An 18,657-nucleotide genomic window follows, 5' to 3' on the forward strand; every position below is an offset into this window, starting at 1 on the left:
GAAGGTCAGCCGGTCGCGAGGCTGAAGGCGTCGCCGTCAAGCAGTGCCGGGAAATGCTCGCGATGAGCAGCGAGCGTTTCGGCGAGGAGGGTCGTGGTCACCACGACCTCCTCGTCGGCGCATTCGCTGAGCGGCGCGCCCATGAAGTCGATCACGGCGCTGTCGCCGCTGTACGCCAGGCCGTTGCCATCGCGTCCCACGCGATTCAGGCCAGCCACGTAGCACAGGTTTTCGATCGCGCGCGCGCGCAGCAGCGTCTTCCAGGCGTACGCGCGCGTCGCCGGCCAGTTGGCCACGTACAGCTGCAGGTCGAAGGCGGGCCGGCCATCGGCATCGAGCGTGTTGCGCGCGAACACCGGGAAACGCAGGTCGTAGCAGACCAGCGGATTGATCCGCCAGCCCCTGAGCTCCACCACTAGGCGGTCGCGGCCGGCGGCGTAGCGCTCGTGTTCGCGCGCGTAGGTGAACAGGTGGCGCTTGTCATAGTGCTGCAGCCCGCCGTCGGGCGTGGCCCAGATCATGCGGTTGTAGACATCGCCGCCGTCGCGCAGCTGCACGCTGCCGCTTACCACCGCGCCCAGCGTCGCGGCCTGGTCGCGCATCCACTGCACGGTCGGCCCGTCCATGCCTTCGGCCTGGTCGATGGCGTCGTTGCTGAAGCCGCTGGTGAAGGTTTCCGGCAGCAGCACCAGGTCGGTGAGGCCGCGCAGCGATGCGATCAGGCCGCCGTAGTACTCACGGTTGCCGGCGGGGTCGTGCCAGAGCGTTTCGCCCTGGACCAGGGAAATTCGCAGGTTGTCCATGGGGTGATCCTAGTCTGCCCGGACGCCGCGGGCTGCGATGGCCGCAATGTGGGGCTGCGGTCGCAGCGATAGCTGCTCCTACAGGTGGGTGAGGCGGTTGATGGCGGCGTCCAGGGTCGGCTGGGCCTTGGCGAAGCACAGCCGCGCCAGGCGCTGCCCGGGCGGTGGGCTTTCGTAGAACGGCGACAGCGGGATCGACGCGACGCCGTGCTCGATGGTCAGCCAGCGGCAGAATTCGATGTCCGCAAGGTCGCTGACTTCGGAGTAGTCGACCAGCTGGAAGTAGCCGCCGGACACCGGCAGCGGCCGCAGCCGCGTGGCCGCGAGCTGTGCGCGGAATGCATCGCGCTTGGCCTGGTAGAAATCGCCCAGGCCGAGATGGTGCTCCGGCTCCTCGCGCAGCATCTCCGCGAACGCGTGCTGCGCCGGCGCGAAGCTGCAGAACACGTTGTACTGGTGGACCTTCCTGAACTCGAGCGACAGCCCCGGCGGCGCGATGCAGTAGCCGAGCTTCCAGCCCGTGCAGTGGTAGGTCTTGCCGAAGCTCGACACCACGAAGGCGCGCTCGCGCAGCGCCGGATAACGCAGCGCGGACTCATGGCGCGCACCGTCGAACACGATGTGTTCGTAGACCTCGTCGGAAATCAGCCAGATTCCGCTGTCCTCGACGATGGCGGAAAGCTCGGCCATGTCGTCGGCGCCGAGCGTCGCGCCGGACGGGTTGTGCGGCGAGTTGACGATCAGCATGCGCGTCTTCGGACCGATCGCGGCCCGCACCTGCGCCCAGTCCGGGGCGAAGGTGGCCGGGTCCAGCGGCACGTGCACGGCGCGCGCGCCGGCCAGGTCGATCGCCGGCTCGTAGCAGTCGTAGGCGGGGTCCAGCACCACCACCTCGTCGCCGGCGCGGACCACCGCGTGCACGGCGTTGAAGATCGCCTCGGTGGCGCCACTGGTCACGGTGACCTCGGCGTCCGGGTCGGGGCGATAGCCGTACAGCGCCGCGGTCTTGTTGGCGATCGCCTCGCGCAGCGCGGCCACGCCGGTCATCGGCGGGTACTGGTTGTGGCCGGCACGCATCGCCTTGTCCACGCCGCCGACCAGCCGCGCCGGCACGTCGAAATCCGGGAAGCCCTGGCCGAGGTTCACAGCGCCGTGCTCGGCCGCGAGCTGCGACATCACCGTGAATATGGTCGTTCCCACCTTCGGGAGCTTGGTGCCCGGCATCTGCGTCTCCTTCGGCCGGCCACGTGCCGGTGCACGCCGGAGTTTACGCAGGCCTCCAGCTGGCGTTAAATCTGAAGCATGTCGAAGCCCCTGCCTCCCGCCTCCGGCGCCGACCTCCAGCGCCTCGCCACCGCGTACCTCGAGGCGGAATACCGCTGGGGGCGCGACGGTGACTGGCACGACATCCGCATCGGCCTGCCGGTGCCGGGGCTGGAACTGCTGCATCCGCAGGTGCGGAGCTTCGGGCTGCTGTCGGCATGGAATCCGTTTTCCCAGCCGCGCGGGGAGGCTTCCAACCGCCAGGAGGACGCAGCACTCGAAGCCGAGCTCGGCGCGCGTGGCCTGGGCCACCTGCCCGCGTTCTCCTCGGCGACCAACCGCAGCTGGCGCGAGCCCGGCTGGGTGATCTTCGACATCGGCCGCGACGACCTCGACGCCCTCGCCCGGCGCTTCGGCCAGATGGGCGCGCTGTGGTGGCTGCGCGGTGATCCGGTGCGCCTGCGCATGCAGGCTCCGCGCCCCGCGCAGTTCGGGCCCGCGGCCATGATCGACTGGCTAGAATAGCGGCCCTCCGGTCGCCGTCGCGGCCCCGTGCCGCACGATGCCCCCAGCCACCAGCCACGCACCGCTGCTCTCCGCACAGGCCTTGCGCTTCACGCGCAACGAGATGCCGGTGTTCGGCCCGCTGGAATTCGAGGTCGGCGCGGGCGAGGCCCTGCTGGTCCAGGGCGCCAACGGCGCCGGCAAGACCACGCTGCTCAAGGTGCTGGCGGGACTGCTGCGCGCCGACGCCGGCGCGATCCGGCTCCAGGGCCAGCCCGCGCTGCCGGCACTGCGCGCGCGGGTGATCGGCTACCTCGGGCACCTGCCCGGACAGAAGGCGGACCTGAGTGCGCTGGAAAACCTGCGCTTCCTGTGCGGCCTGCACGGCAGCCGCCCCGGCATGTCGCTGGAGGATGCGATGGCGACCGTCGGCCTGGCCGGTTACGAGGACGCGCTCGCGCGCCAGATGTCGGCCGGCCAGCGCAAGCGCCTGTCGCTGGCACGGCTGTGGCTGTCGCCGGCGCCGCTGTGGCTGATGGACGAGCCCTACGCAAACCTCGACCTCGAAGGCATCGAACTGGTGAACCGGATGGTGCAGGCGCACCTGCGCGAAGGCGGCGGTGCCATGGTCACCACCCATGGCGCCTATGCCGCGCCGCCGGTGCGCACCCGGCTGCTGGTGCTGGAGCGGCCGGCGTGATGTGGTCGGCCGCGCGCGCGCTCGCCACCCGTGACCTGCAGCTGCTGTGGCGCAGGCGCGGCGATGCCCTGCAGCCGGCGCTGTTCGCACTGCTGGTTCTCGTACTGTTCGCGCTGGCGCTGGGCAATGACCGGGTGATGCTGGCGCGGGTTGCGCCGGGCGCGCTGTGGGTGGCGGTGCTGCTGTCCGGGCTGCTTGCGCTGGACACCCTGTTCCGCGGCGACGCCGAGGATGGTTCGCTTGAACAATGGCTGCTGGCACCGGTGCCCCTGGCCTGGCTGGTGCTGGTGCGCGTGACCACGCACTGGGCGACTACGGCGCTGCCGTTGCTGATCGCCATGCCGCTGCTGGCCGAGCTGATGGCCCTCCCACGCGAGCACTGGCCGGTGCTGTTCGTGGCCCTTGCGCTGGGCACGCCCCTGCTGGCGCTGCTCGGCGCGGTGGTCGCCGCGCTCACCGTGGGCATGCGCCGCTCCGGGATCCTGGTCGCGCTGCTGGCGCTGCCGCTGTATGTGCCGGTGCTGGTGTTCGGTGCCGGCAGCGTCACCGCCGCGGCGCAGGGCTTCGACCCGGTGGGCGGCCTGTTGCTGCTGGCCGCGGGGCTGGTGGCCACCCTGGTGCTCGCGCCGCTTGCCGCCGCCGCGGCGATCCGCATCGCACTGGAATAGCCGGTGCAACCCCTGCGATGGCGGGGATCGCCGCTGCTGAACCGAGTGCAACGTGCACGGTGCGGCCCGCGGTCCACTTGACCCGGATCAGGTGGTCGCCAAGCCCGCCTCCCTATCATTCTCCTGCAGCAAGTCATCCTCTGTCCTACCAAGGAGTCACCCATGATTCGCAAGATCCTCTTTGCTTCCGTCCTCATGCTCGGCGCCCCTGCGGCCATGGCCGCGGCCTGCTCGGTCGATATCGAAGGCAATGACGCAATGAAGTTCAACGTCGCCAACATCGACGTCAGCAAGAGCTGCAAGGACTTCACCATCAACCTCAAGCACACCGGCCAGCTGCCGAAGGTCGCGATGGGCCACAACGTGGTGATCGCCGCCACCGCCGACATCAAGGGCATCGACGCCGACGGCATCAAGGCCGGCGCGGCCGCGGACTACGTCAAGGCCGGCGACAGCCGCGTCATTGCGCACTCGAAGCTCGTCGGCGGTGGCGAGAGCACTTCGGTGACCTTCCCGGTCGCCAAGCTCGGTGCCGGCCCGAATTCGTTCTTCTGCAGCTTCCCCGGCCACTCGGCGCTCATGAAGGGCACCATCACCCTCAAGTAAGTACCGCTGCGTACCCTCCGCGGAACGGCCCGGTGCCGTTCCGCGTGCTTGGCCCGGGGGGCCAAACCTGAAAGAATGGCCTGCCTGGCCAAGGCCCCCGGCAGGCCTTGAGCCGGCGAACAGCGGGGCCAGCCCCACCTCCTGCCAGCGAAAACGATGTCCGACATGAATCCGGTGATCCGCTGGTTCCACCAGCTTGGCTCACCGCCCTATTTCGACCGCTTTGCCGCCAGATGGTCCCCCTGGGGCTACGCGCTGGGCGCGCTGGTGATGGCCTGGGGCGTGTACGGCGCGCTGTTCCAGGTGCCCGCCGACTACCAGCAGGGCGACAGCTTCCGCATCCTGTACATCCACGTGCCCGCGGCATGGATGAGCCTGCTCGTATTCGGGCTGATGGCGCTCTATTCCGCGATCGCGCTCATCTGGCGGATCAAGCTCTGCGAGATCCTCGCCATGGCCTGCGCGCCCATCGGCGCGGCCTTCACCTTCGTCACCCTGGTCACCGGTTCGATCTGGGGCAAGCCGATGTGGGGCACCTGGTGGGACTGGGATCCGCGCCTGACCAGCCAGCTGGTGCTGCTGTTCCTCTACCTGGGCGTGATCGGCCTGTACCAGGCCATCGACGACCGCCGCACCGCCGCGCGCGCCGCGGGCCTGCTGGCGCTGGTCGGCGTGGTGATGCTGCCGATCATCCGCTATTCGGTGGTGTGGTGGAATTCGCTGCACCAGGGCCAGACCATCCGCGTGTTCGGCGAGTCCTCGATGGACCCGAGCATGCTGCCGCCGCTGGTGTGGATGCTGATCGGCACCAAGCTCTGGTTCGCAGGCTCGCTGCTGGCGCGCGCGCGCGCCGACAACCTGCAGCGCGAGGCCGGCAAGGACTGGGTCCGCCGGATCGCAGCAGCATCCGCGGCAGGGGCACGCGAATGAGCTACCTCGAGTACGTCATCGCCGCCTATGCGGTGTTCGCCCTGATGCTGCTCTGGGACCTCATCGCCCCGCGGCTCGCCATTGCGCGCCAGCTGCGCGCCGCACGCCGGCTCGCGGCGCGCCGCACCGTTCGTCCCGACCGACCCGACCGTTCCACGGAGCTTCGCCGATGAATCCCACCCGCCGCCGACGCCTCTGGTTCGTGCTCGCCATCGTCGCCGCCTCCGCGCTGGTGGCCGTCCTGGTGGCCATGGCCCTGCAGCGCAACGTCGCCTACCTGTTCACCCCGGCCGAAATCCTCGACGGCCGTGCCGGCGCCGACGTCGCCTCCGGCGCCACCCGCTTCCGCCTTGGCGGCATGGTCGCCGACGGTTCGCTTGAACGCACGCCCGGCTCGATGGAGGCGCGCTTCATGGTCAGCGACGGCGATGCGCTGATGCCGGTGGTGTTCTCGGGCATCCTCCCGGACCTGTTCCGCGAGAACCAGTCGGTGGTCGCCACCGGCCGCATGCGCGCCGACGGCACCTTCGTCGCCGAAGACGTGCTGGCCAAGCACGACGAGACCTACGTGCCCAAGGAAGTGGCCGACAAGATGGGCCTGGCGCACGAGAAGCACAACGTCGACGTGCCCGCGCCGCAACCCGAAGGCGCCCTCTAGGTGCTGCCCGAGATCGGCCAGGCGGTCCTTGCCCTGGCACTGGTATTCGCGGTCCTCCAGGGCATCACCGGCCTTGCCGGCGCGGCGCGCGGGCGCGAGGACCTGGCCGCGGTTGCGCGCCCGGCGGCGCTCGCGCAGCTGGTGCTGGTGCTGACCGGCTATGTGCTGCTGACCCTGGCCTTCGTGATGCAGGACTTCTCGGTCAAGTACGTGGCCGACAACTCCAATTCGCTGCTGCCACTGGTCTATCGCTACACCGCGGTCTGGGGCGCGCATGAAGGCTCGCTGCTGCTGTGGGCGCTGATGCTGGCGGTGTGGAATGCCGCAGTCGCGTTGGCATCGGGCCGCATCCCGTGGAGCTTCCGGGCGCGCGCGCTCGGCGTGATCGGCCTGGTGGCGGTCGGCTTCCTGTCGTTCATGGTGTTCACCTCCAATCCCTTCGCGCGGCTGCTGCCGGCGGTCGCCGAGGGGCACGACCTCAATCCGTTGCTGCAGGACCCGGGGATGATCATTCACCCGCCCCTGCTGTACATCGGCTACATCGGCTTCGTGGTGCCGTTCGCGTTCTCGCTCGCGGCGCTGCTTGAGGGCGCGGTCGACGCGCGCTGGCTGCGCTGGTCGCGGCCGTGGACCAACGTCGCCTGGGCCTTCCTCACCGTCGGCATCGCCATGGGCAGCTGGTGGGCCTACTACGAACTCGGCTGGGGCGGCTGGTGGTTCTGGGATCCGGTCGAGAACGCGAGCTTCATGCCCTGGCTTGTGGGCGCGGCGCTGATCCATTCGCAGGCGGTCACCGAAAAGCGCGGCAGCTTCGGCAGCTGGACGATGCTGCTGGCAATCGCGGCGTTCTCGCTTTCGCTGCTGGGCGCGTTCCTGGTCCGCTCGGGCGTGCTGACCAGCGTGCACTCCTTTGCCGCCGACCCTTCGCGGGGTCTTTTCATCCTGGTGTTCCTGGGCGCGGTGATCGGCGGCGCGCTGCTGGTCTACGTGACCCGCGCGCCGCGCCTGGCGCAGGGCAAACCCTTCGCGGCCTCCTCGCGCGAGACCCTGCTGCTGGTGAACAACCTGCTGCTGGCGTCCGCCTGCGCGATGGTGCTGCTGGGCACGCTGTATCCGCTGATCGCCGACGCGCTGGACCTGGGCAAGGTTTCGGTCGGCCCGCCCTACTTCGGCACGCTGTTCCTGGTGCTGATGGCGCCGCTGGTGATGCTGGTGCCCTTCGGGCCGCTGACGCGCTGGCAGCAGGAACAGGCCTCTAAGCCGCTGGCGATGCTCGCGCCCTGGCTCGGCCTGGCCGTGCTTCTGGGCGTCATCGCCTGGTTCAAGGCGCCGCAGGGGGCGCTCAAGACCGGCCTTGGCGTGGGCGCCGCGGCCTGGGTCGCACTGGGCACGCTGCGCTTCGCGTGGACGCGCATGCGCGCCAAGGGCCGCAGCTTCACTCCGGAAATGTTCGGCATGGTGCTGGGCCACCTCGGCGTCGCGGTGTTCGTGCTGGGCGCGATGCTGGTCGAAGCGCAGAACGTGCTGCGCGAGGTGCCCATGGTGCCGGGTGAAACGCAGACCATCGGCCGCTATGCGTTCCGCTTCGACGGCGTCGAACGCGTGCCGGGTCCGAACTACATGGCCGACCGCGGCCTGGTGCAGGTGTTCCGCGACGACAAGCCCCTGGTGCTGCTGCATCCGGAGAAGCGCGCCTACGCCAGCGGCGGCCAGGTGATGACCGATGCCGGCATCCACGCCGGTGTCCGCGCCGACATCTTCGTTGCCCTGGGTGAACCGCTGGGCGGCGACGCATGGGCCGTCCGCCTGCACATCAAACCCTTCATCCGCTGGATCTGGGCCGGCGCCGTGCTCATGGCGCTGGGCGGCCTGGTCACTGCCTGCGACCGCCGCTTCCGCCTGCCGCTGAAGAAGGAAGAGGCGCGATGAACGCGCCGCGGCCTCCCGGCACCGACGCCGACGGCGGTAGCCGCAAGCTGCTGACCGTGCTCCTGTTTGGTGGATTCCTGCTGCTGCTGGTGCTGCTGGGCTGGGGCGTGAGCCGCTCCGACCGCCCCGATCGCGAATCCCTGCCCTCGCCGCTGATCGGCAAGCCCGCGCCCGAGTTCTCGCTGCCGGTGCTGCACGACGCCAGCTACCGCGTCGGTACCGCCGAGCTGCAGGGCAAGCCCTATCTGATGAACGTCTGGGGCAGCTGGTGCCCCGCCTGCCAGGTCGAGCACCCGGTGCTGGCGCGCTACGCGGAAACGAAGAAGATCCGCGTGGTCGGCTACAACTGGAAGGACGAGCCCGAGGATGCACTGCGCTGGCTGGAACAGTTCGGCAATCCGTACTGGGTCGTGGTCACCGATTACGACAGCGACGCCGCGATCGAATGGGGCATCTACGGGGCACCCGAAACTTTCCTGGTCGACGCCGACGGGATCGTGCGCTGGAAGCACGTGGGCCCTCTGACCGACGAGATCATCGATACCGTGGTTGCACCGATGGTCGAAGCCATGGAGACCGGCGGATGAACATGCGCACGACGCTTTCCGGCGGGTTGCTGGCGCTGCTGCTGGTCGCACTGTCGATCGCCCTGGTGCCGGCACCTGCTTCGGCCCAGGCCGCGCGCAACGCGCAGCCCCTCGAGTTCCGCGACCGCGCCGAGGAACGGCGCTTCCACAAGCTGACCCTCGAACTGCGCTGCGTGATGTGCCAGAACCAGTCGCTGGCCGATTCCGACGCGCCGATCGCGTATGACCTGCGCCGCGAAGTCTTCAACCTGATGCGCGAAGGCCGCAGCGACGCCGAGATCAAGACCTTCCTGGTCGATCGCTACGGCGAGTTCGTGCTCTACCGCCCGCAGTTCGGCGGCGGCACGCTGCTGCTGTGGCTGGGACCGGGGATCGTGCTGCTTGGCGGTGCCGTGGTCCTGGTGGTGGTGGTGCGCAAGCGTGCGGCCCGCAACCGCGTCGCGCTGGATCCCGTCGACGACGGACAGGAGTGGTAATGACCGTGGTCTTCATGCTTGTCGTGCTGTTCGGGTCGCTGGTGGCCGCCGCGCTGGTTGCCGCACCGCTGCGCCGTGGCTCGCCGCGCACCTGGCTTGCCGTGCTGGCCGTGGTTCCCCTGCTTTCAGTCGGCCTGTACCAGCTGCTGGGCACGCCCGCCGCGCTTGATCCGAGCGCGCGCGCGCCGGTGGCGATGGCCGGCGGCGATGCAGCCCACGCCGATCCCGCCGAGTTCGCCGAAGCCGTGATCCAGCTGCGCGCCGAGCTCGAACGCAATCCGCAGCAGCCGGAAGGCTGGGCACTCCTCGCCCGCTCGCTGTCGGTGCAGGGCGATGCCGCCGGCGCGCGCGACGCGTATGCAAAGGCGCTCGAGCTGGTCCCCGATGAGCCGGCGCTGATGGTCGAGTTCGCGCAGGCCAGCGCCCAGGCCCATCCGCAGAATCTGTTCGAAGACGAGGCGCTCGCCCTGCTGCAGCGCGCCGCAACGCTGCAGCCATCAAACCAGCGCGCGCGCTGGTTCATCGGCGTTGCCCAGCGCCAGCGCGGCATGGACGCGGAAGCGGTCGCGACCTGGGAAGCCATGCTGAACGAGGTCGATCCCGCCACCGCCGCCAGCCTGCGCACGCAGATCGGAGATGCGCGCGCGGCAGCGGGCCTGCCAGCGGCAACCGGATCCGCCCCCGGATCCGTGGCCGCGCCGCCGGTCGCAAGCGCTGCCGGCCGAGGCACCGGTGCGGGATCTTCGGGCGGCCTGCGCGTACGCATCTCGCTGACCCCCGGCCTCGCCGAACGGCTCGGCGGCGAAGGCATCGTGTTCGTCATGGCGCGCGCTCCCGATGGCCCGCCGATGCCGGTGGCCGCGGAGCGCCACCCCGTGTCCGCACTGCCGCTGGACATCGTGCTCGATGACGCCGACAGCCCGATGCCGACGCAGGTCCTGTCGCAGCTCGACACCGCCCTGGTTTCAGCGCGCATCTCCGCCTCCGGCACGGTCGAGCGCAGCGCGGACGACGTCGAATCGGCCGCCGTCCGCGTCTCCATGCCGGGCGACGAGGTGATCGAGCTGATCCTCGGCACGGAGTGACCTGCGCTTGACATGATTGATGCTGCGCTGCAGCATCGATTCATCCGCCCCGGGAGCATGTCACGCATGAAACATGAATCCTCCGCGGATTTCCTGGCCCGCGTCGAACAGCGCAATCCCGGCCAGCCCGAGTTCCTGCAGGCGGTCACCGAGGTCGTGGACAGCCTCTGGCCGTTCCTTTCCGCGCATCCGCGTTATGCCAGCCAGGGCCTGCTCGAGCGCCTGGTCGAACCCGACCGGACGGTGCTGTTCCGGGTCACTTGGGTCGACGACCACGGCGAAGTGCGGGTCAACCGCGGCTATCGCGTGCAGCACAACAACGCGCTGGGACCCTACAAGGGCGGCCTGCGCTTCCATCCCTCGGTGAACCTGTCGGTGCTGAAGTTCCTCGCCTTCGAGCAGACCTTCAAGAACGCGCTGACCACCCTGCCGATGGGCGGCGCCAAGGGCGGATCGGACTTCGACCCCAAGGGCAAGAGCCCCGGCGAGGTGATGCGCTTCTGCCAAGGCTTCGTTACCGAGCTGTCCCGGCACATCGGCGCCCACACCGACGTGCCCGCGGGCGACGTCGGCGTCGGCAGCCGCGAGATCGGCTTCATGGCCGGGATGATGAGGAAGCTCAGCAACCGCGCCGACTGCGTGTTCACCGGCAAGAGCCTGGCCTCTGGCGGCTCGCTCATGCGGCCGCAGTCGACGGGCTACGGCACGGTCTATTTCGCGCAGGAAATGCTGGCGCGTCAGGACGCCGAGCTCGACGGCCTGCGGGTGTCGGTGTCAGGCTCGGGCAACGTCGCCCAGTGCGCGATCGAAAAGGCGATGGAGGTCGGCGCCAGGGTGGTGACGGTCTCCGACTCCAGCGGCACGGTCATCGACGAGGACGGCTTCAGCACGGACAAGCTGGCCGAGCTCATGGAGGTGAAGAACCACCTCTACGGCCGGGTCAGTGACTATGCCGACCGCGTCGGCGCGCGCTTCGAGGCCGGCATGCGGCCGTGGTCGGTGCCGGTCGATGTCGCCCTGCCCTGCGCCACCCAGAACGAGATCGACGCCGGCGACGCCAAGCGGCTGGTCGACAACGGCGTGCGCTGCGTCGCCGAGGGCGCCAACATGCCTTCCACCCCGGAGGCGGCGAAGATCTTCGAATCAGCGGGCGTGCTCTACGCACCGGGCAAGGCCAGCAACGCGGGCGGGGTCGCGGCGTCGGGACTGGAGATGAGCCAGAACGCGATGCGCCTGGGCTGGAGCGCCGACGAAGTCGACGGGCGGCTGCGGCAGATCATGAGGGACATCCACGCCACCTGCGTCGAACACGGCCGCCGCGACGACGGTACGGTGAGCTACCTCGACGGCGCCAACATCGCCGGCTTCGTGCGCGTGGCCGACGCGATGCTGGCCCAGGGCATCACCTGATCCCGGACGACGCCGGCGCACCACCGACGCCAGATGCGGTCCGTCCCGACCGACACGCGCGGTGGCGGCCGTTAAACTTGTGGCCATGACCGAATTCATCCCGCCCGGCACGCGTTTCATCGGCCTCCCCTCGCCCTTCGCCATGAAGCGCGGCGGCGAGCTGTTGCAGGGCCGCATCGCCTGCGAAACCTGGGGCCGCCGCAGCGCCTCGGGCGACAATTCGATCCTCATCCTCACCGGCCTGTCGCCGGACGCGCATGCCGCGGCCAGCGCGGATAACCCGTCGCCGGGCTGGTGGGAGGCCATGCTGGGCCCGGGCAAGGCGATCGACACCGACCGTTGGCACGTGGTCTGCGTCAACGCACTCGGCAGCTGCAAGGGTTCAAGCGGACCGGCGTCAATCGATCCCGCGACGGGTCGTGCCTATGGCCTGTCGTTTCCGGACGTCGCCATCGAGGACATCGCCGACACCGCCGCCCACGTGGTACGCGCGCTTGGCATCGAACGACTGGCCTGCGTGATCGGTAACTCCATGGGCGGCATGGCGGCGCTGGCCTTGCTCGCGCGCCATCCCGGCATCGCCCGCAGCCACGTCAATGTCTCCGGAGCCGCGCGCGCGCTGCCGTTCTCGATCGCCATCCGCTCGCTGCAGCGCGAGGCCATCCGCCTGGATCCGAACTGGAGCAACGGCGAATACGACGAGGAGTCCTATCCCGAAAGCGGCATGCGCATGGCGCGCAAGCTCGGCGTGATCACCTACCGTTCGGCGCTGGAATGGGACGGCCGCTTCGGTCGCGTGCGCCTGGATTCCGACCGCCGCGACGACGAGGACCCTTTCGGCCTGGAATTCGAGGTCGAAAGCTATCTTGAAGCGCATGCGCGGCGCTTCGTGCGCAACTTCGATCCCAACTGCTATCTCTACCTCAGCCGCTGCATGGACTGGTTCGATATCGGCGAATCCTGTGGCGGCACCACGGCGGAAGGCCTTGCGCGCATCCGTCTCGAGCGCGCGCTGGCGATCGGCGTCCATACCGACATCCTGTTTCCTCTGCAGCAGCAGGAAGAGATTGCCGACGGCCTGCGCGCCGGCGGCGCCGAGTCGACCCTGCTGCCGCTGGAGTCGCCGCAGGGCCACGACGCCTTCCTGGTCGATTTCGCGCGTTTTTCCCCGGCGATCGGCGACTTCCTGGCTGGGCTCTGAGGCTGGGCTCAGCGTCTGCGCACGGGCCCGTGGACCCCGCCGCGCATGCTGCAGCGCGGCGACCCGCCTGCCCGGGCCGTCGTACACTCGGGCCATGACCCGACCCCGCGAACGCGCCCCCGGCGCGCTGCCCGACATTGATTTCCCCGGCCGCGAGCTGCTTGTCGCCGGCATCGACGAAGCGGTCGGCGCAGGCGATGGCCATGCGGTCACTGCGGCGCTGCGCAGCTTCCTGTGCGGGGTGATCCGCGATCCCGCGGTGCGCCTGCCCGCCTTCATCCATGAGCCGGTCACCGACCACTACGCCCGCCGCGAGCTGTATCGCAGCGCCAGGCACGGCTACAGCGTGGTCGCCATGACCTGGGGGCCCGGCCAGGGCACGCCCATCCACGACCATGCCGGCTGCTGGTGCGTGGAAGGCGTCTGGGCAGGCGAGCTGGAGATCAACCAGTACGAGCTGCTCGAGCGCGACGGCGAGCGCTTCCGCTTCCGCTCCGCGGGCGGTATCCAGGCGGGCCCGGGCAGCGCCGGCAGCCTCATTCCACCGCACGAATACCACACCATCCGCAACGCCGATCCGCATGCGATCGCGATCTCCCTGCACGTCTACGAAGCGCCGCTGGAGCTGTGCTCGCGCTTCGAGGCGGTAGCCGGCGAATGGCACCTGCGCCGCGACAACGCCCTGCGCACCGACGCGGCCGCCTGAGCGGCACGCGACCCTCGGCACACGACGCTCGGCAAGCCGCGCACAGCCGCTATACTTGCCGCCCGCGCCGAAGTGGCGGAATCGGTAGACGCAGCGGATTCAAAATCCGCCGGCCTTAAAACCGTGTGGGTTCGAGTCCCACCTTCGGCACCACTACTGCGTGTTCGCGCCGTATGACGCGCAGCCCGCGGCCTTCAGTAGGGGGTAGGAGTTTCCTGACCCTGATTCAGGACCCACGCCGATACCGGCAAGCGCCGCTTGCGGCGATCCTGTGCTGACCGGCAGCACAGCGCACCAACGGATTGGAGCGCCGCCTACACGGAATTACGGCCGTGGCCATTGGCCACGGTGCTGGGCCGGCGCCTCTCTTCAAGCCTCCCGTGCCGCATGCCCGGCGCGGCACCCGCCAGACCTCGCTACCATGGCGACATGTGCCTGATTGCGCTCGCCTGGCGCCAGCATCCCCGCTATCCGCTGGCCATCGCCGCAAACCGCGACGAGGCCCACGCCCGACCGACTGCGGCCGCGGGTCTCGATCCCGACGATCCCGCGGTCTATGGCGGCCGCGACCTGGTACAGGGCGGCGGCTGGCTGCAGGTGTCCACCTCCGGCCGCCTGGCGGCGGTCACCAATGTCCGCAACGGCCTGCAAACAGGCGTGGCGCCGCGCTCGCGCGGCTGGCTGGTGCGCGATTTCGTACGTGGAACCGCAGCCGCACCGGCGTTTGCAGCCGGGATCGACGAACGTCCCGACGAATTCGGGCCATTCAACCTGCTGGCCTTTGACGGCGTCCGCCTGGCATTCGCGAGCAACCGGCCAACAGCTTCCAATATTCTGGTGGCACCGGGCCTGCACGCCATGTCCAACGGCGCCTTCAACGCCGCCTGGCCCAAGAGCAGGCTGGCCACCCGCGCGCTGGCTTCGTGGCTGGAATCCGGACTGTCGAAGCGCGACCCGCTGTCAGATCCAGAGTCGCTGGAACCGCTGTTCGCCGCGCTCGCCGATACCGCGCTGGCACCCGACGACACCCTGCCCGATACCGGCATCGGCCTGGAACTGGAGCGAAGGCTGTCGCCGCCCTTCGTCAGCAGTGATCACTACGGGACGCGCTGCAGCACGCTGGTGCTGGCCGGGGAGGATGGCTTCGTGTTCGCGGAGCGCCGCTTCGGGCCCCGGGCGGTCGTGCTGGGCACCAGCCTCGCCTTCGTGCCGCGACCGCCGCCTTGAAGCCCTTGCGCGTCAGGGCGAGCTTGCGCGGCAGCGCAGTGGCGCATTGTCTTCCAGCCCCTGTTCCCAGCCATTCGGCCGGCGCATGGCGATGGTGTCGTTGATGCAGGCGCGATCGGCCCCCTCGCGCATCGCGGTCGACGGCCCGGGCAGCAGCACCACGCCACCACCGCTGGAGGCACCGACCTCGACCAGCCCCGTCGCTTCGGAATGCATGTCGTCCGTGTCATCGCCCTCGTCTTGATCCGGCTTTGCGACGGCAGCGACCGTCGGCTGCTGCGGCTCCTCTGGAGCGAAGGCGGCACCGGCGACGTGACGGACGATGTCGGCAAGCAGGACTCCGCCCGCCACCGCGAGCAGCATCGGCAGCAGGAACGACCAGGGCGTGACGTCGGCGCGCAGGCGGACAGGACTCATGGGCTTTCGCTCTCCGGTTCGCGGCCAGGCCTGCAATCGTGCGGTCGGTCCGGCCCCATGTCGTCAGACTAGCCCTTCGCCATCCCGGACGCGCCTCGGGAAAACCCGTACGGGGCAGACATATGAAAGGCCCAGTCGTCCAGGTTTCCCTGGTCGGCTGAGCCTTTCGTCGTCGAAGCGATTGCGTACGGGCCGGAGCCTTTCCGCTTTTTCTTCGACGCCTGCGACGATAGCGCAGGGCCCGTTATGCGAACGTCAATCGAGGCGACCGTTCGTCGGCGGTGCCGGCCAGGGCCACCAGCCACGGCCACTGAGCGCATAGCGGTCGGCCGCACGCTCGAAGCGGTTGCGCACGCCAATCCCGCCACACGCGAAGTACAACGGCAGGAACAGGGGACCCAGGACCATGTACTGCAGCACGTGCGCGCGCTCGTGATCGGCAAGCCGCACCGCGGGCTGCTCGCACAGACCCGCGCGATGGGCGTAGGTCATGCAATCGCAGTCGATGCTGCCACCGGTATGCAGTATCACGTTGCCCAGGGTCATCGCACCGCCCGGCCCCCACGGCACGCGGTCGAAGACCAGGGCGAAATCGCGACTGCGCAGGCTGCCGCGCGCGCCGAAAGGAAGCGCGGCAATGCCGACCAGCAAGCCGGCCAGGGTGTTCGGCAGCGTCCACGCCACGCCCGCAGCGCCCACGACCAGCCGAAGCGCCCGCATCGCGGACGCGGTCAGCCGTCCTCGGGCATCAACAGCCACAGCACCAGGTACGCGAGGATGCCCGGGAACGCGATCGACGCCGCAGAGAACACCACGTAAAGCACGCGCAACAGGGTGGAATTCCAACCGAACCTGCGCGCAAGGCCGCCGATCACGCCGGCGAGCACGCGGTCGTCAAGCGGACGGCTGAGGCTGGGCCGGTCCGCGCTCATCGCTGCCCCAGCCACTCGTGGATCGCGCCCGGGACTTCCTTCTGCGCGCGGCCGGACACGTAGATGCCGATGTGGCCGCCGCGGAAGGAGAGTTCGGAATAGTCGCTGGTGCCGACCAGCCCGCCGAGCGGCCTGGACGCCGACGGCGGCACCAGGTGGTCCTGTTCGGCGTAGATGTTGAGCACCGGCATGTCCACCAGGCCCAGGTGCACTTCGCGGCCGCCGATTTCGATGCCGCCATTGACGAAGCCGTTGCCCTGGTAGAACTGCTTGATGAACTGGCGGAAGGCTTCGCCGGCCTGGTCGGGCGAATCGAAGATCCACTTTTCCATGCGCAGGAAGTCCTCCATCGCCGCCTTGTCGTCGAGGATGTCGACCATGCCCACGTACTTCTGCACGAACAGCCGCCAGGGCTTGAGCGTCAGGTAACACATGTTCATGAGGTCGGCGGGTACGTTGCCCAGGGTGTCGACGAACAGGTCAACGTCCATCCCGCGGGTCCAGTTGGACAGCATGTTGTCCGGCGTGTGGAAATCCACAGGCGTGACCATGGTGATCAGGTTGCGCACCTTGCCGGGATTGAGCGCGGCATAGCTGAGCGAGAACGCGCCGCCCTGGCAGATGCCGAGCAGGTTGACTGCATCCAGGCCGTACTCCGCGCGCAGGTGGTCCACCGCGCCGCCGATGAAGCGCTCGATGTAGTCCTCGAGGGTGAGGAAGCGGTCGGAGCGGTCCGGGTAGCCCCAGTCGATGATGTAGACATCCTCGCCGCGGGCGAGCAGCTGGCGCACCAGCGACTTGTTGTCCTGCAGGTCGACCATGTAGGGGCGGTTGACCAGCGCGTAGGCGATGAGCAGCGGCACCTTCGCGGTGGGTGCGCGATCGCCGATGAAGCGGTAGAGGACGACCTTGCCGTCGCGCCAGACCTCTTGCTTGTCGGTGGCGCCGAAGTCGACGTCGTCGACCTGGCGCAGCACCTGCATGCCGGCGGAGAGCTTCTGCTGCAGCCGCATCGCTTCTTCGGCGAGTCCCGCCGGAGTGATGTTGAGCGGACCATACATGTCAGCGCTTCCCCTTCTTCGCAGTGCCGGTCACTGTTTTCCGGGCGACCTTGCCGGGGGACTTCCTCGCCACCGCTTTGCTCGCCTTCTTGGTCAATTTCCTGGCCGCCTTCTTCGCCGCCTTCTTCGCCGTCTTCTTCGCTGCTTTCTTCGGGACCTTCGACGTCGGCCCTGGTTCCGGCTTCGATCCAATCGGCTCCGGCGCGCGCGGCATCGCACCGGCTATTGCGCCGCCAAAACTCCCTGCCGATGACCGCGACGTCCTTTTCGCGCCCTTGGCGGCGGCAGTCGCGGTGCGTTTCACCGCTGGCGTCGCCGCGCTCCTGGCAGCCTGCTTCGGGCTTCCTGCAGCAGCCTTCCTTTTCGGGTTGGCATCGCGCGCCGGCGGCGATGCCGGTGCGCCGGCAGGTACGCGTCCAGCCGCGGTTCCGCCACTGCCACCCTGCGCCCGGGCCACCACGTCACGCAGCGCCCTCACTTCGCGCTCGAGCTGTGCGAGCTTGCGGTGCGCACCATCCAGCTCGCTGCGCGTGGGCATGCCCCATTGCGCGCACGCGTCCTCGACCAGGCGCTGCATGCCGGCTCGCACGCGCATCTGGGCATTGACCAGGCGTCCATAGACCGCACGGAACTCCGGCGACAGCGCGACCACGGCATACGCCTCCTCGGCGGCGTCGATCCACAGGTCGAACAGCGCGCGCGCGGACTGCAGCTGGCGCCCGGGCTCTTCGCGCTCGACCAGCTTCGTTTCGAAGATGGCGAACGCGTCCTGCTGGGCCTTGAGCATCAATGCGCTGTACGCGCCGGACGCCTGCTGGTACTCGGCCATGTGGGCCGCGAGCGCCTGTGCGCGCTCCTGCTTTTCCCGGTCGGCACCGAAGGCCGGCAGCCGCAGCCAGGACAGAGCGTCGTCGCGGATCGAATCCAGCCACGGCGATGCGCCCTCCATCCACTGCTCCAGGCCCTCGAGGCCGTTGCCGCGCAGCGTGCGCAGCATCTCCGGGAACGGATTTTCGCCGGCAGGGCCGAGCGCGTCCTTCCAGGCGCGGGCGACGTCGGCCGCACTCGACTCCTGGCCCGAAAAGCGCGCCGCGACTTCCTGCATCCGGGCATACCACTGCCGCGCCTGGCTGTTGAAGTGCGCCAGGGCGTCGTTGGTTCCGGTGCCATCGCCCTGTGCCAGCCGCGTCCACCAGTCCAGCGATTGCTGCAACGCTTCCGCGCCGGGGATCGAGGCCTGCGGACCGCCCATGCCGGGCATCCCGCCCAGCCCCGGGACTGCGCCCAGCCCGAACATCCCGGCCATGCCTGGAGCTCCCCGCATGCCCGGGATGCCGCCTGCGCCCGGCGTGCCGCCCGGGCCCGGGAATCCTGCCATGCCCGGCGCCCCATCAACGCCCGGCACCGTGTTGCGCAGCGCGTCGCCCAATGCGGCCCAGTAGCGCCGTGCCAGCGATTCGAAATCGTCCCGTGGATTCCCCGACATCACGCGCC

General features: G+C 69.3%; 22 protein-coding genes and 1 tRNA gene. 16 read left to right on the forward strand and 7 right to left on the reverse strand.

Going from position 1 to position 18,657, the window contains the following annotated elements; translation table 11 throughout:
- Positions 1 to 5: 5 nt before the first annotated feature.
- Positions 6 to 803: an amidohydrolase gene (locus tag WCE39_RS05945; RefSeq protein WP_343275762.1), complete on the reverse strand. Its 798-nt coding sequence runs from the start codon at positions 801 to 803 to the stop codon at positions 6 to 8.
- A 78-nt stretch (positions 804 to 881) separates the two neighbouring features.
- Positions 882 to 2,027, reverse strand: a complete 1,146-nt coding sequence (locus WCE39_RS05950; protein ID WP_343275763.1) for a pyridoxal phosphate-dependent aminotransferase — start codon at positions 2,025 to 2,027, stop codon at positions 882 to 884.
- Between the two features lie 78 nt (positions 2,028 to 2,105).
- Between WCE39_RS05950 and WCE39_RS05955 the strand changes: the two genes are divergently transcribed.
- The 16 genes from WCE39_RS05955 to WCE39_RS06030 all read left to right on the forward strand — a co-directional run bounded on the left by WCE39_RS05955 (position 2,106) and on the right by WCE39_RS06030 (position 14,753).
- Complete coding sequence (locus WCE39_RS05955) at positions 2,106 to 2,591, forward strand: DUF3293 domain-containing protein (RefSeq protein ID WP_343275764.1); 486 nt, start codon at positions 2,106 to 2,108, stop codon at positions 2,589 to 2,591.
- 37 nt (positions 2,592 to 2,628) lie between these two features.
- Positions 2,629 to 3,270, forward strand: a complete 642-nt coding sequence (gene ccmA, locus WCE39_RS05960; RefSeq protein WP_343275765.1) for a heme ABC exporter ATP-binding protein CcmA — start codon at positions 2,629 to 2,631, stop codon at positions 3,268 to 3,270.
- Positions 3,270 to 3,938, forward strand: coding sequence for a heme exporter protein CcmB (ccmB, locus tag WCE39_RS05965; protein ID WP_343275974.1), 669 nt, complete (start codon positions 3,270 to 3,272; stop codon positions 3,936 to 3,938). Before ccmA ends, ccmB begins: the two co-directional genes overlap by 1 nt.
- Positions 3,939 to 4,100: 162 nt before the next feature.
- The gene (azu, locus tag WCE39_RS05970; RefSeq protein ID WP_343275766.1) at positions 4,101 to 4,544 is read left to right on the forward strand and encodes an azurin; all 444 of its coding nucleotides are present in this window, start codon (positions 4,101 to 4,103) and stop codon (positions 4,542 to 4,544) included.
- 165 nt (positions 4,545 to 4,709) lie between these two features.
- Complete coding sequence (locus tag WCE39_RS05975) at positions 4,710 to 5,474, forward strand: heme ABC transporter permease (RefSeq protein WP_343254418.1); 765 nt, start codon at positions 4,710 to 4,712, stop codon at positions 5,472 to 5,474.
- The gene (gene ccmD / locus WCE39_RS05980; protein ID WP_343254419.1) at positions 5,471 to 5,647 is read left to right on the forward strand and encodes a heme exporter protein CcmD; all 177 of its coding nucleotides are present in this window, start codon (positions 5,471 to 5,473) and stop codon (positions 5,645 to 5,647) included. Before WCE39_RS05975 ends, ccmD begins: the two co-directional genes overlap by 4 nt.
- Complete coding sequence (gene ccmE / locus WCE39_RS05985; protein WP_343254420.1) at positions 5,644 to 6,132, forward strand: cytochrome c maturation protein CcmE; 489 nt, start codon at positions 5,644 to 5,646, stop codon at positions 6,130 to 6,132. The genes ccmD and ccmE overlap by 4 nt, the downstream gene beginning before the upstream one ends.
- The gene (locus WCE39_RS05990) at positions 6,133 to 8,061 is read left to right on the forward strand and encodes a heme lyase CcmF/NrfE family subunit (protein ID WP_343275767.1); all 1,929 of its coding nucleotides are present in this window, start codon (positions 6,133 to 6,135) and stop codon (positions 8,059 to 8,061) included.
- The gene (locus WCE39_RS05995; RefSeq protein ID WP_343254422.1) at positions 8,058 to 8,648 is read left to right on the forward strand and encodes a DsbE family thiol:disulfide interchange protein; all 591 of its coding nucleotides are present in this window, start codon (positions 8,058 to 8,060) and stop codon (positions 8,646 to 8,648) included. Before WCE39_RS05990 ends, WCE39_RS05995 begins: the two co-directional genes overlap by 4 nt.
- On the forward strand, positions 8,645 to 9,124 hold the full coding sequence (locus WCE39_RS06000) for a cytochrome c-type biogenesis protein (RefSeq protein WP_343275768.1): 480 nt from the start codon (positions 8,645 to 8,647) through the stop codon (positions 9,122 to 9,124). Before WCE39_RS05995 ends, WCE39_RS06000 begins: the two co-directional genes overlap by 4 nt.
- Positions 9,124 to 10,209: a tetratricopeptide repeat protein gene (locus WCE39_RS06005; protein WP_343275769.1), complete on the forward strand. Its 1,086-nt coding sequence runs from the start codon at positions 9,124 to 9,126 to the stop codon at positions 10,207 to 10,209. Before WCE39_RS06000 ends, WCE39_RS06005 begins: the two co-directional genes overlap by 1 nt.
- A 66-nt stretch (positions 10,210 to 10,275) precedes the next feature.
- The gene (gene gdhA, locus WCE39_RS06010; RefSeq protein WP_343275770.1) at positions 10,276 to 11,619 is read left to right on the forward strand and encodes an NADP-specific glutamate dehydrogenase; all 1,344 of its coding nucleotides are present in this window, start codon (positions 10,276 to 10,278) and stop codon (positions 11,617 to 11,619) included.
- An 85-nt stretch (positions 11,620 to 11,704) separates the two neighbouring features.
- Positions 11,705 to 12,820, forward strand: a complete 1,116-nt coding sequence (metX, locus tag WCE39_RS06015; protein ID WP_343275771.1) for a homoserine O-acetyltransferase MetX — start codon at positions 11,705 to 11,707, stop codon at positions 12,818 to 12,820.
- 94 nt (positions 12,821 to 12,914) lie between these two features.
- On the forward strand, positions 12,915 to 13,526 hold the full coding sequence (locus WCE39_RS06020) for a cysteine dioxygenase family protein (protein WP_343275772.1): 612 nt from the start codon (positions 12,915 to 12,917) through the stop codon (positions 13,524 to 13,526).
- Between the two features lie 66 nt (positions 13,527 to 13,592).
- A tRNA-Leu gene (locus WCE39_RS06025) sits at positions 13,593 to 13,679 on the forward strand.
- 276 nt (positions 13,680 to 13,955) lie between these two features.
- Entirely contained in the window at positions 13,956 to 14,753 is a 798-nt protein-coding gene (locus tag WCE39_RS06030; RefSeq protein ID WP_343275773.1) for an NRDE family protein, read from the forward strand.
- A gap of 12 nt (positions 14,754 to 14,765) precedes the next feature.
- Here the strand turns inward: WCE39_RS06030 and WCE39_RS06035 are convergent, their stop codons facing one another.
- The 5 genes from WCE39_RS06035 to phaE form a co-directional block, all read right to left on the reverse strand.
- Positions 14,766 to 15,170, reverse strand: a complete 405-nt coding sequence (locus WCE39_RS06035; RefSeq protein WP_343275774.1) for a hypothetical protein — start codon at positions 15,168 to 15,170, stop codon at positions 14,766 to 14,768.
- A gap of 255 nt (positions 15,171 to 15,425) precedes the next feature.
- On the reverse strand, positions 15,426 to 15,890 hold the full coding sequence (locus WCE39_RS06040) for a hypothetical protein (protein WP_343275775.1): 465 nt from the start codon (positions 15,888 to 15,890) through the stop codon (positions 15,426 to 15,428).
- An 11-nt stretch (positions 15,891 to 15,901) separates the two neighbouring features.
- Positions 15,902 to 16,102 carry a PspC domain-containing protein gene (locus WCE39_RS06045; RefSeq protein WP_343275776.1) on the reverse strand — a complete coding sequence of 67 codons (201 nt, stop codon included), beginning with the start codon at positions 16,100 to 16,102 and terminating at the stop codon, positions 15,902 to 15,904.
- Complete coding sequence (locus WCE39_RS06050; protein WP_343275777.1) at positions 16,099 to 17,163, reverse strand: class III poly(R)-hydroxyalkanoic acid synthase subunit PhaC; 1,065 nt, start codon at positions 17,161 to 17,163, stop codon at positions 16,099 to 16,101. The genes WCE39_RS06045 and WCE39_RS06050 overlap by 4 nt, the downstream gene beginning before the upstream one ends.
- A 1-nt stretch (position 17,164) precedes the next feature.
- A complete protein-coding gene (phaE, locus tag WCE39_RS06055; protein ID WP_343275778.1) occupies positions 17,165 to 18,649 on the reverse strand; it encodes a class III poly(R)-hydroxyalkanoic acid synthase subunit PhaE in 1,485 nt (494 codons plus the stop codon).
- Positions 18,650 to 18,657: the final 8 nt, after the last annotated feature.

The organism is Luteimonas yanweni (genome assembly GCF_039548475.1).
Lineage (GTDB): Bacteria > Pseudomonadota > Gammaproteobacteria > Xanthomonadales > Xanthomonadaceae > Luteimonas.

Excerpts from the sequence above, each read along its gene's own strand:
- ccmA (WP_343275765.1), top strand. The coding sequence starts at position 2,629 with ATGCCCCCAGCCACCAGCCACGCACCGCTGCTCTCCGCACAGGCCTTG.
- ccmD (WP_343254419.1), top strand. The coding sequence starts at position 5,471 with ATGAGCTACCTCGAGTACGTCATCGCCGCCTATGCGGTGTTCGCCCTG.
- WCE39_RS06045 (WP_343275776.1), bottom strand. The coding sequence starts at position 16,102 with ATGAGCGCGGACCGGCCCAGCCTCAGCCGTCCGCTTGACGACCGCGTG.
- WCE39_RS06005 (WP_343275769.1), top strand. The coding sequence starts at position 9,124 with ATGACCGTGGTCTTCATGCTTGTCGTGCTGTTCGGGTCGCTGGTGGCC.
- WCE39_RS06040 (WP_343275775.1), bottom strand. The coding sequence starts at position 15,890 with ATGCGGGCGCTTCGGCTGGTCGTGGGCGCTGCGGGCGTGGCGTGGACG.
- WCE39_RS05995 (WP_343254422.1), top strand. The coding sequence starts at position 8,058 with ATGAACGCGCCGCGGCCTCCCGGCACCGACGCCGACGGCGGTAGCCGC.
- azu (WP_343275766.1), top strand. The coding sequence starts at position 4,101 with ATGATTCGCAAGATCCTCTTTGCTTCCGTCCTCATGCTCGGCGCCCCT.
- WCE39_RS05945 (WP_343275762.1), bottom strand. The coding sequence starts at position 803 with ATGGACAACCTGCGAATTTCCCTGGTCCAGGGCGAAACGCTCTGGCAC.
- WCE39_RS06035 (WP_343275774.1), bottom strand. The coding sequence starts at position 15,170 with ATGAGTCCTGTCCGCCTGCGCGCCGACGTCACGCCCTGGTCGTTCCTG.
- WCE39_RS06020 (WP_343275772.1), top strand. The coding sequence starts at position 12,915 with ATGACCCGACCCCGCGAACGCGCCCCCGGCGCGCTGCCCGACATTGAT.
- ccmE (WP_343254420.1), top strand. The coding sequence starts at position 5,644 with ATGAATCCCACCCGCCGCCGACGCCTCTGGTTCGTGCTCGCCATCGTC.
- gdhA (WP_343275770.1), top strand. The coding sequence starts at position 10,276 with ATGAAACATGAATCCTCCGCGGATTTCCTGGCCCGCGTCGAACAGCGC.
- phaE (WP_343275778.1), bottom strand. The coding sequence starts at position 18,649 with ATGTCGGGGAATCCACGGGACGATTTCGAATCGCTGGCACGGCGCTAC.
- ccmB (WP_343275974.1), top strand. The coding sequence starts at position 3,270 with ATGTGGTCGGCCGCGCGCGCGCTCGCCACCCGTGACCTGCAGCTGCTG.
- WCE39_RS06000 (WP_343275768.1), top strand. The coding sequence starts at position 8,645 with ATGAACATGCGCACGACGCTTTCCGGCGGGTTGCTGGCGCTGCTGCTG.
- WCE39_RS06030 (WP_343275773.1), top strand. The coding sequence starts at position 13,956 with ATGTGCCTGATTGCGCTCGCCTGGCGCCAGCATCCCCGCTATCCGCTG.
- WCE39_RS05955 (WP_343275764.1), top strand. The coding sequence starts at position 2,106 with ATGTCGAAGCCCCTGCCTCCCGCCTCCGGCGCCGACCTCCAGCGCCTC.
- WCE39_RS06050 (WP_343275777.1), bottom strand. The coding sequence starts at position 17,163 with ATGTATGGTCCGCTCAACATCACTCCGGCGGGACTCGCCGAAGAAGCG.
- WCE39_RS05975 (WP_343254418.1), top strand. The coding sequence starts at position 4,710 with ATGAATCCGGTGATCCGCTGGTTCCACCAGCTTGGCTCACCGCCCTAT.
- metX (WP_343275771.1), top strand. The coding sequence starts at position 11,705 with ATGACCGAATTCATCCCGCCCGGCACGCGTTTCATCGGCCTCCCCTCG.
- WCE39_RS05950 (WP_343275763.1), bottom strand. The coding sequence starts at position 2,027 with ATGCCGGGCACCAAGCTCCCGAAGGTGGGAACGACCATATTCACGGTG.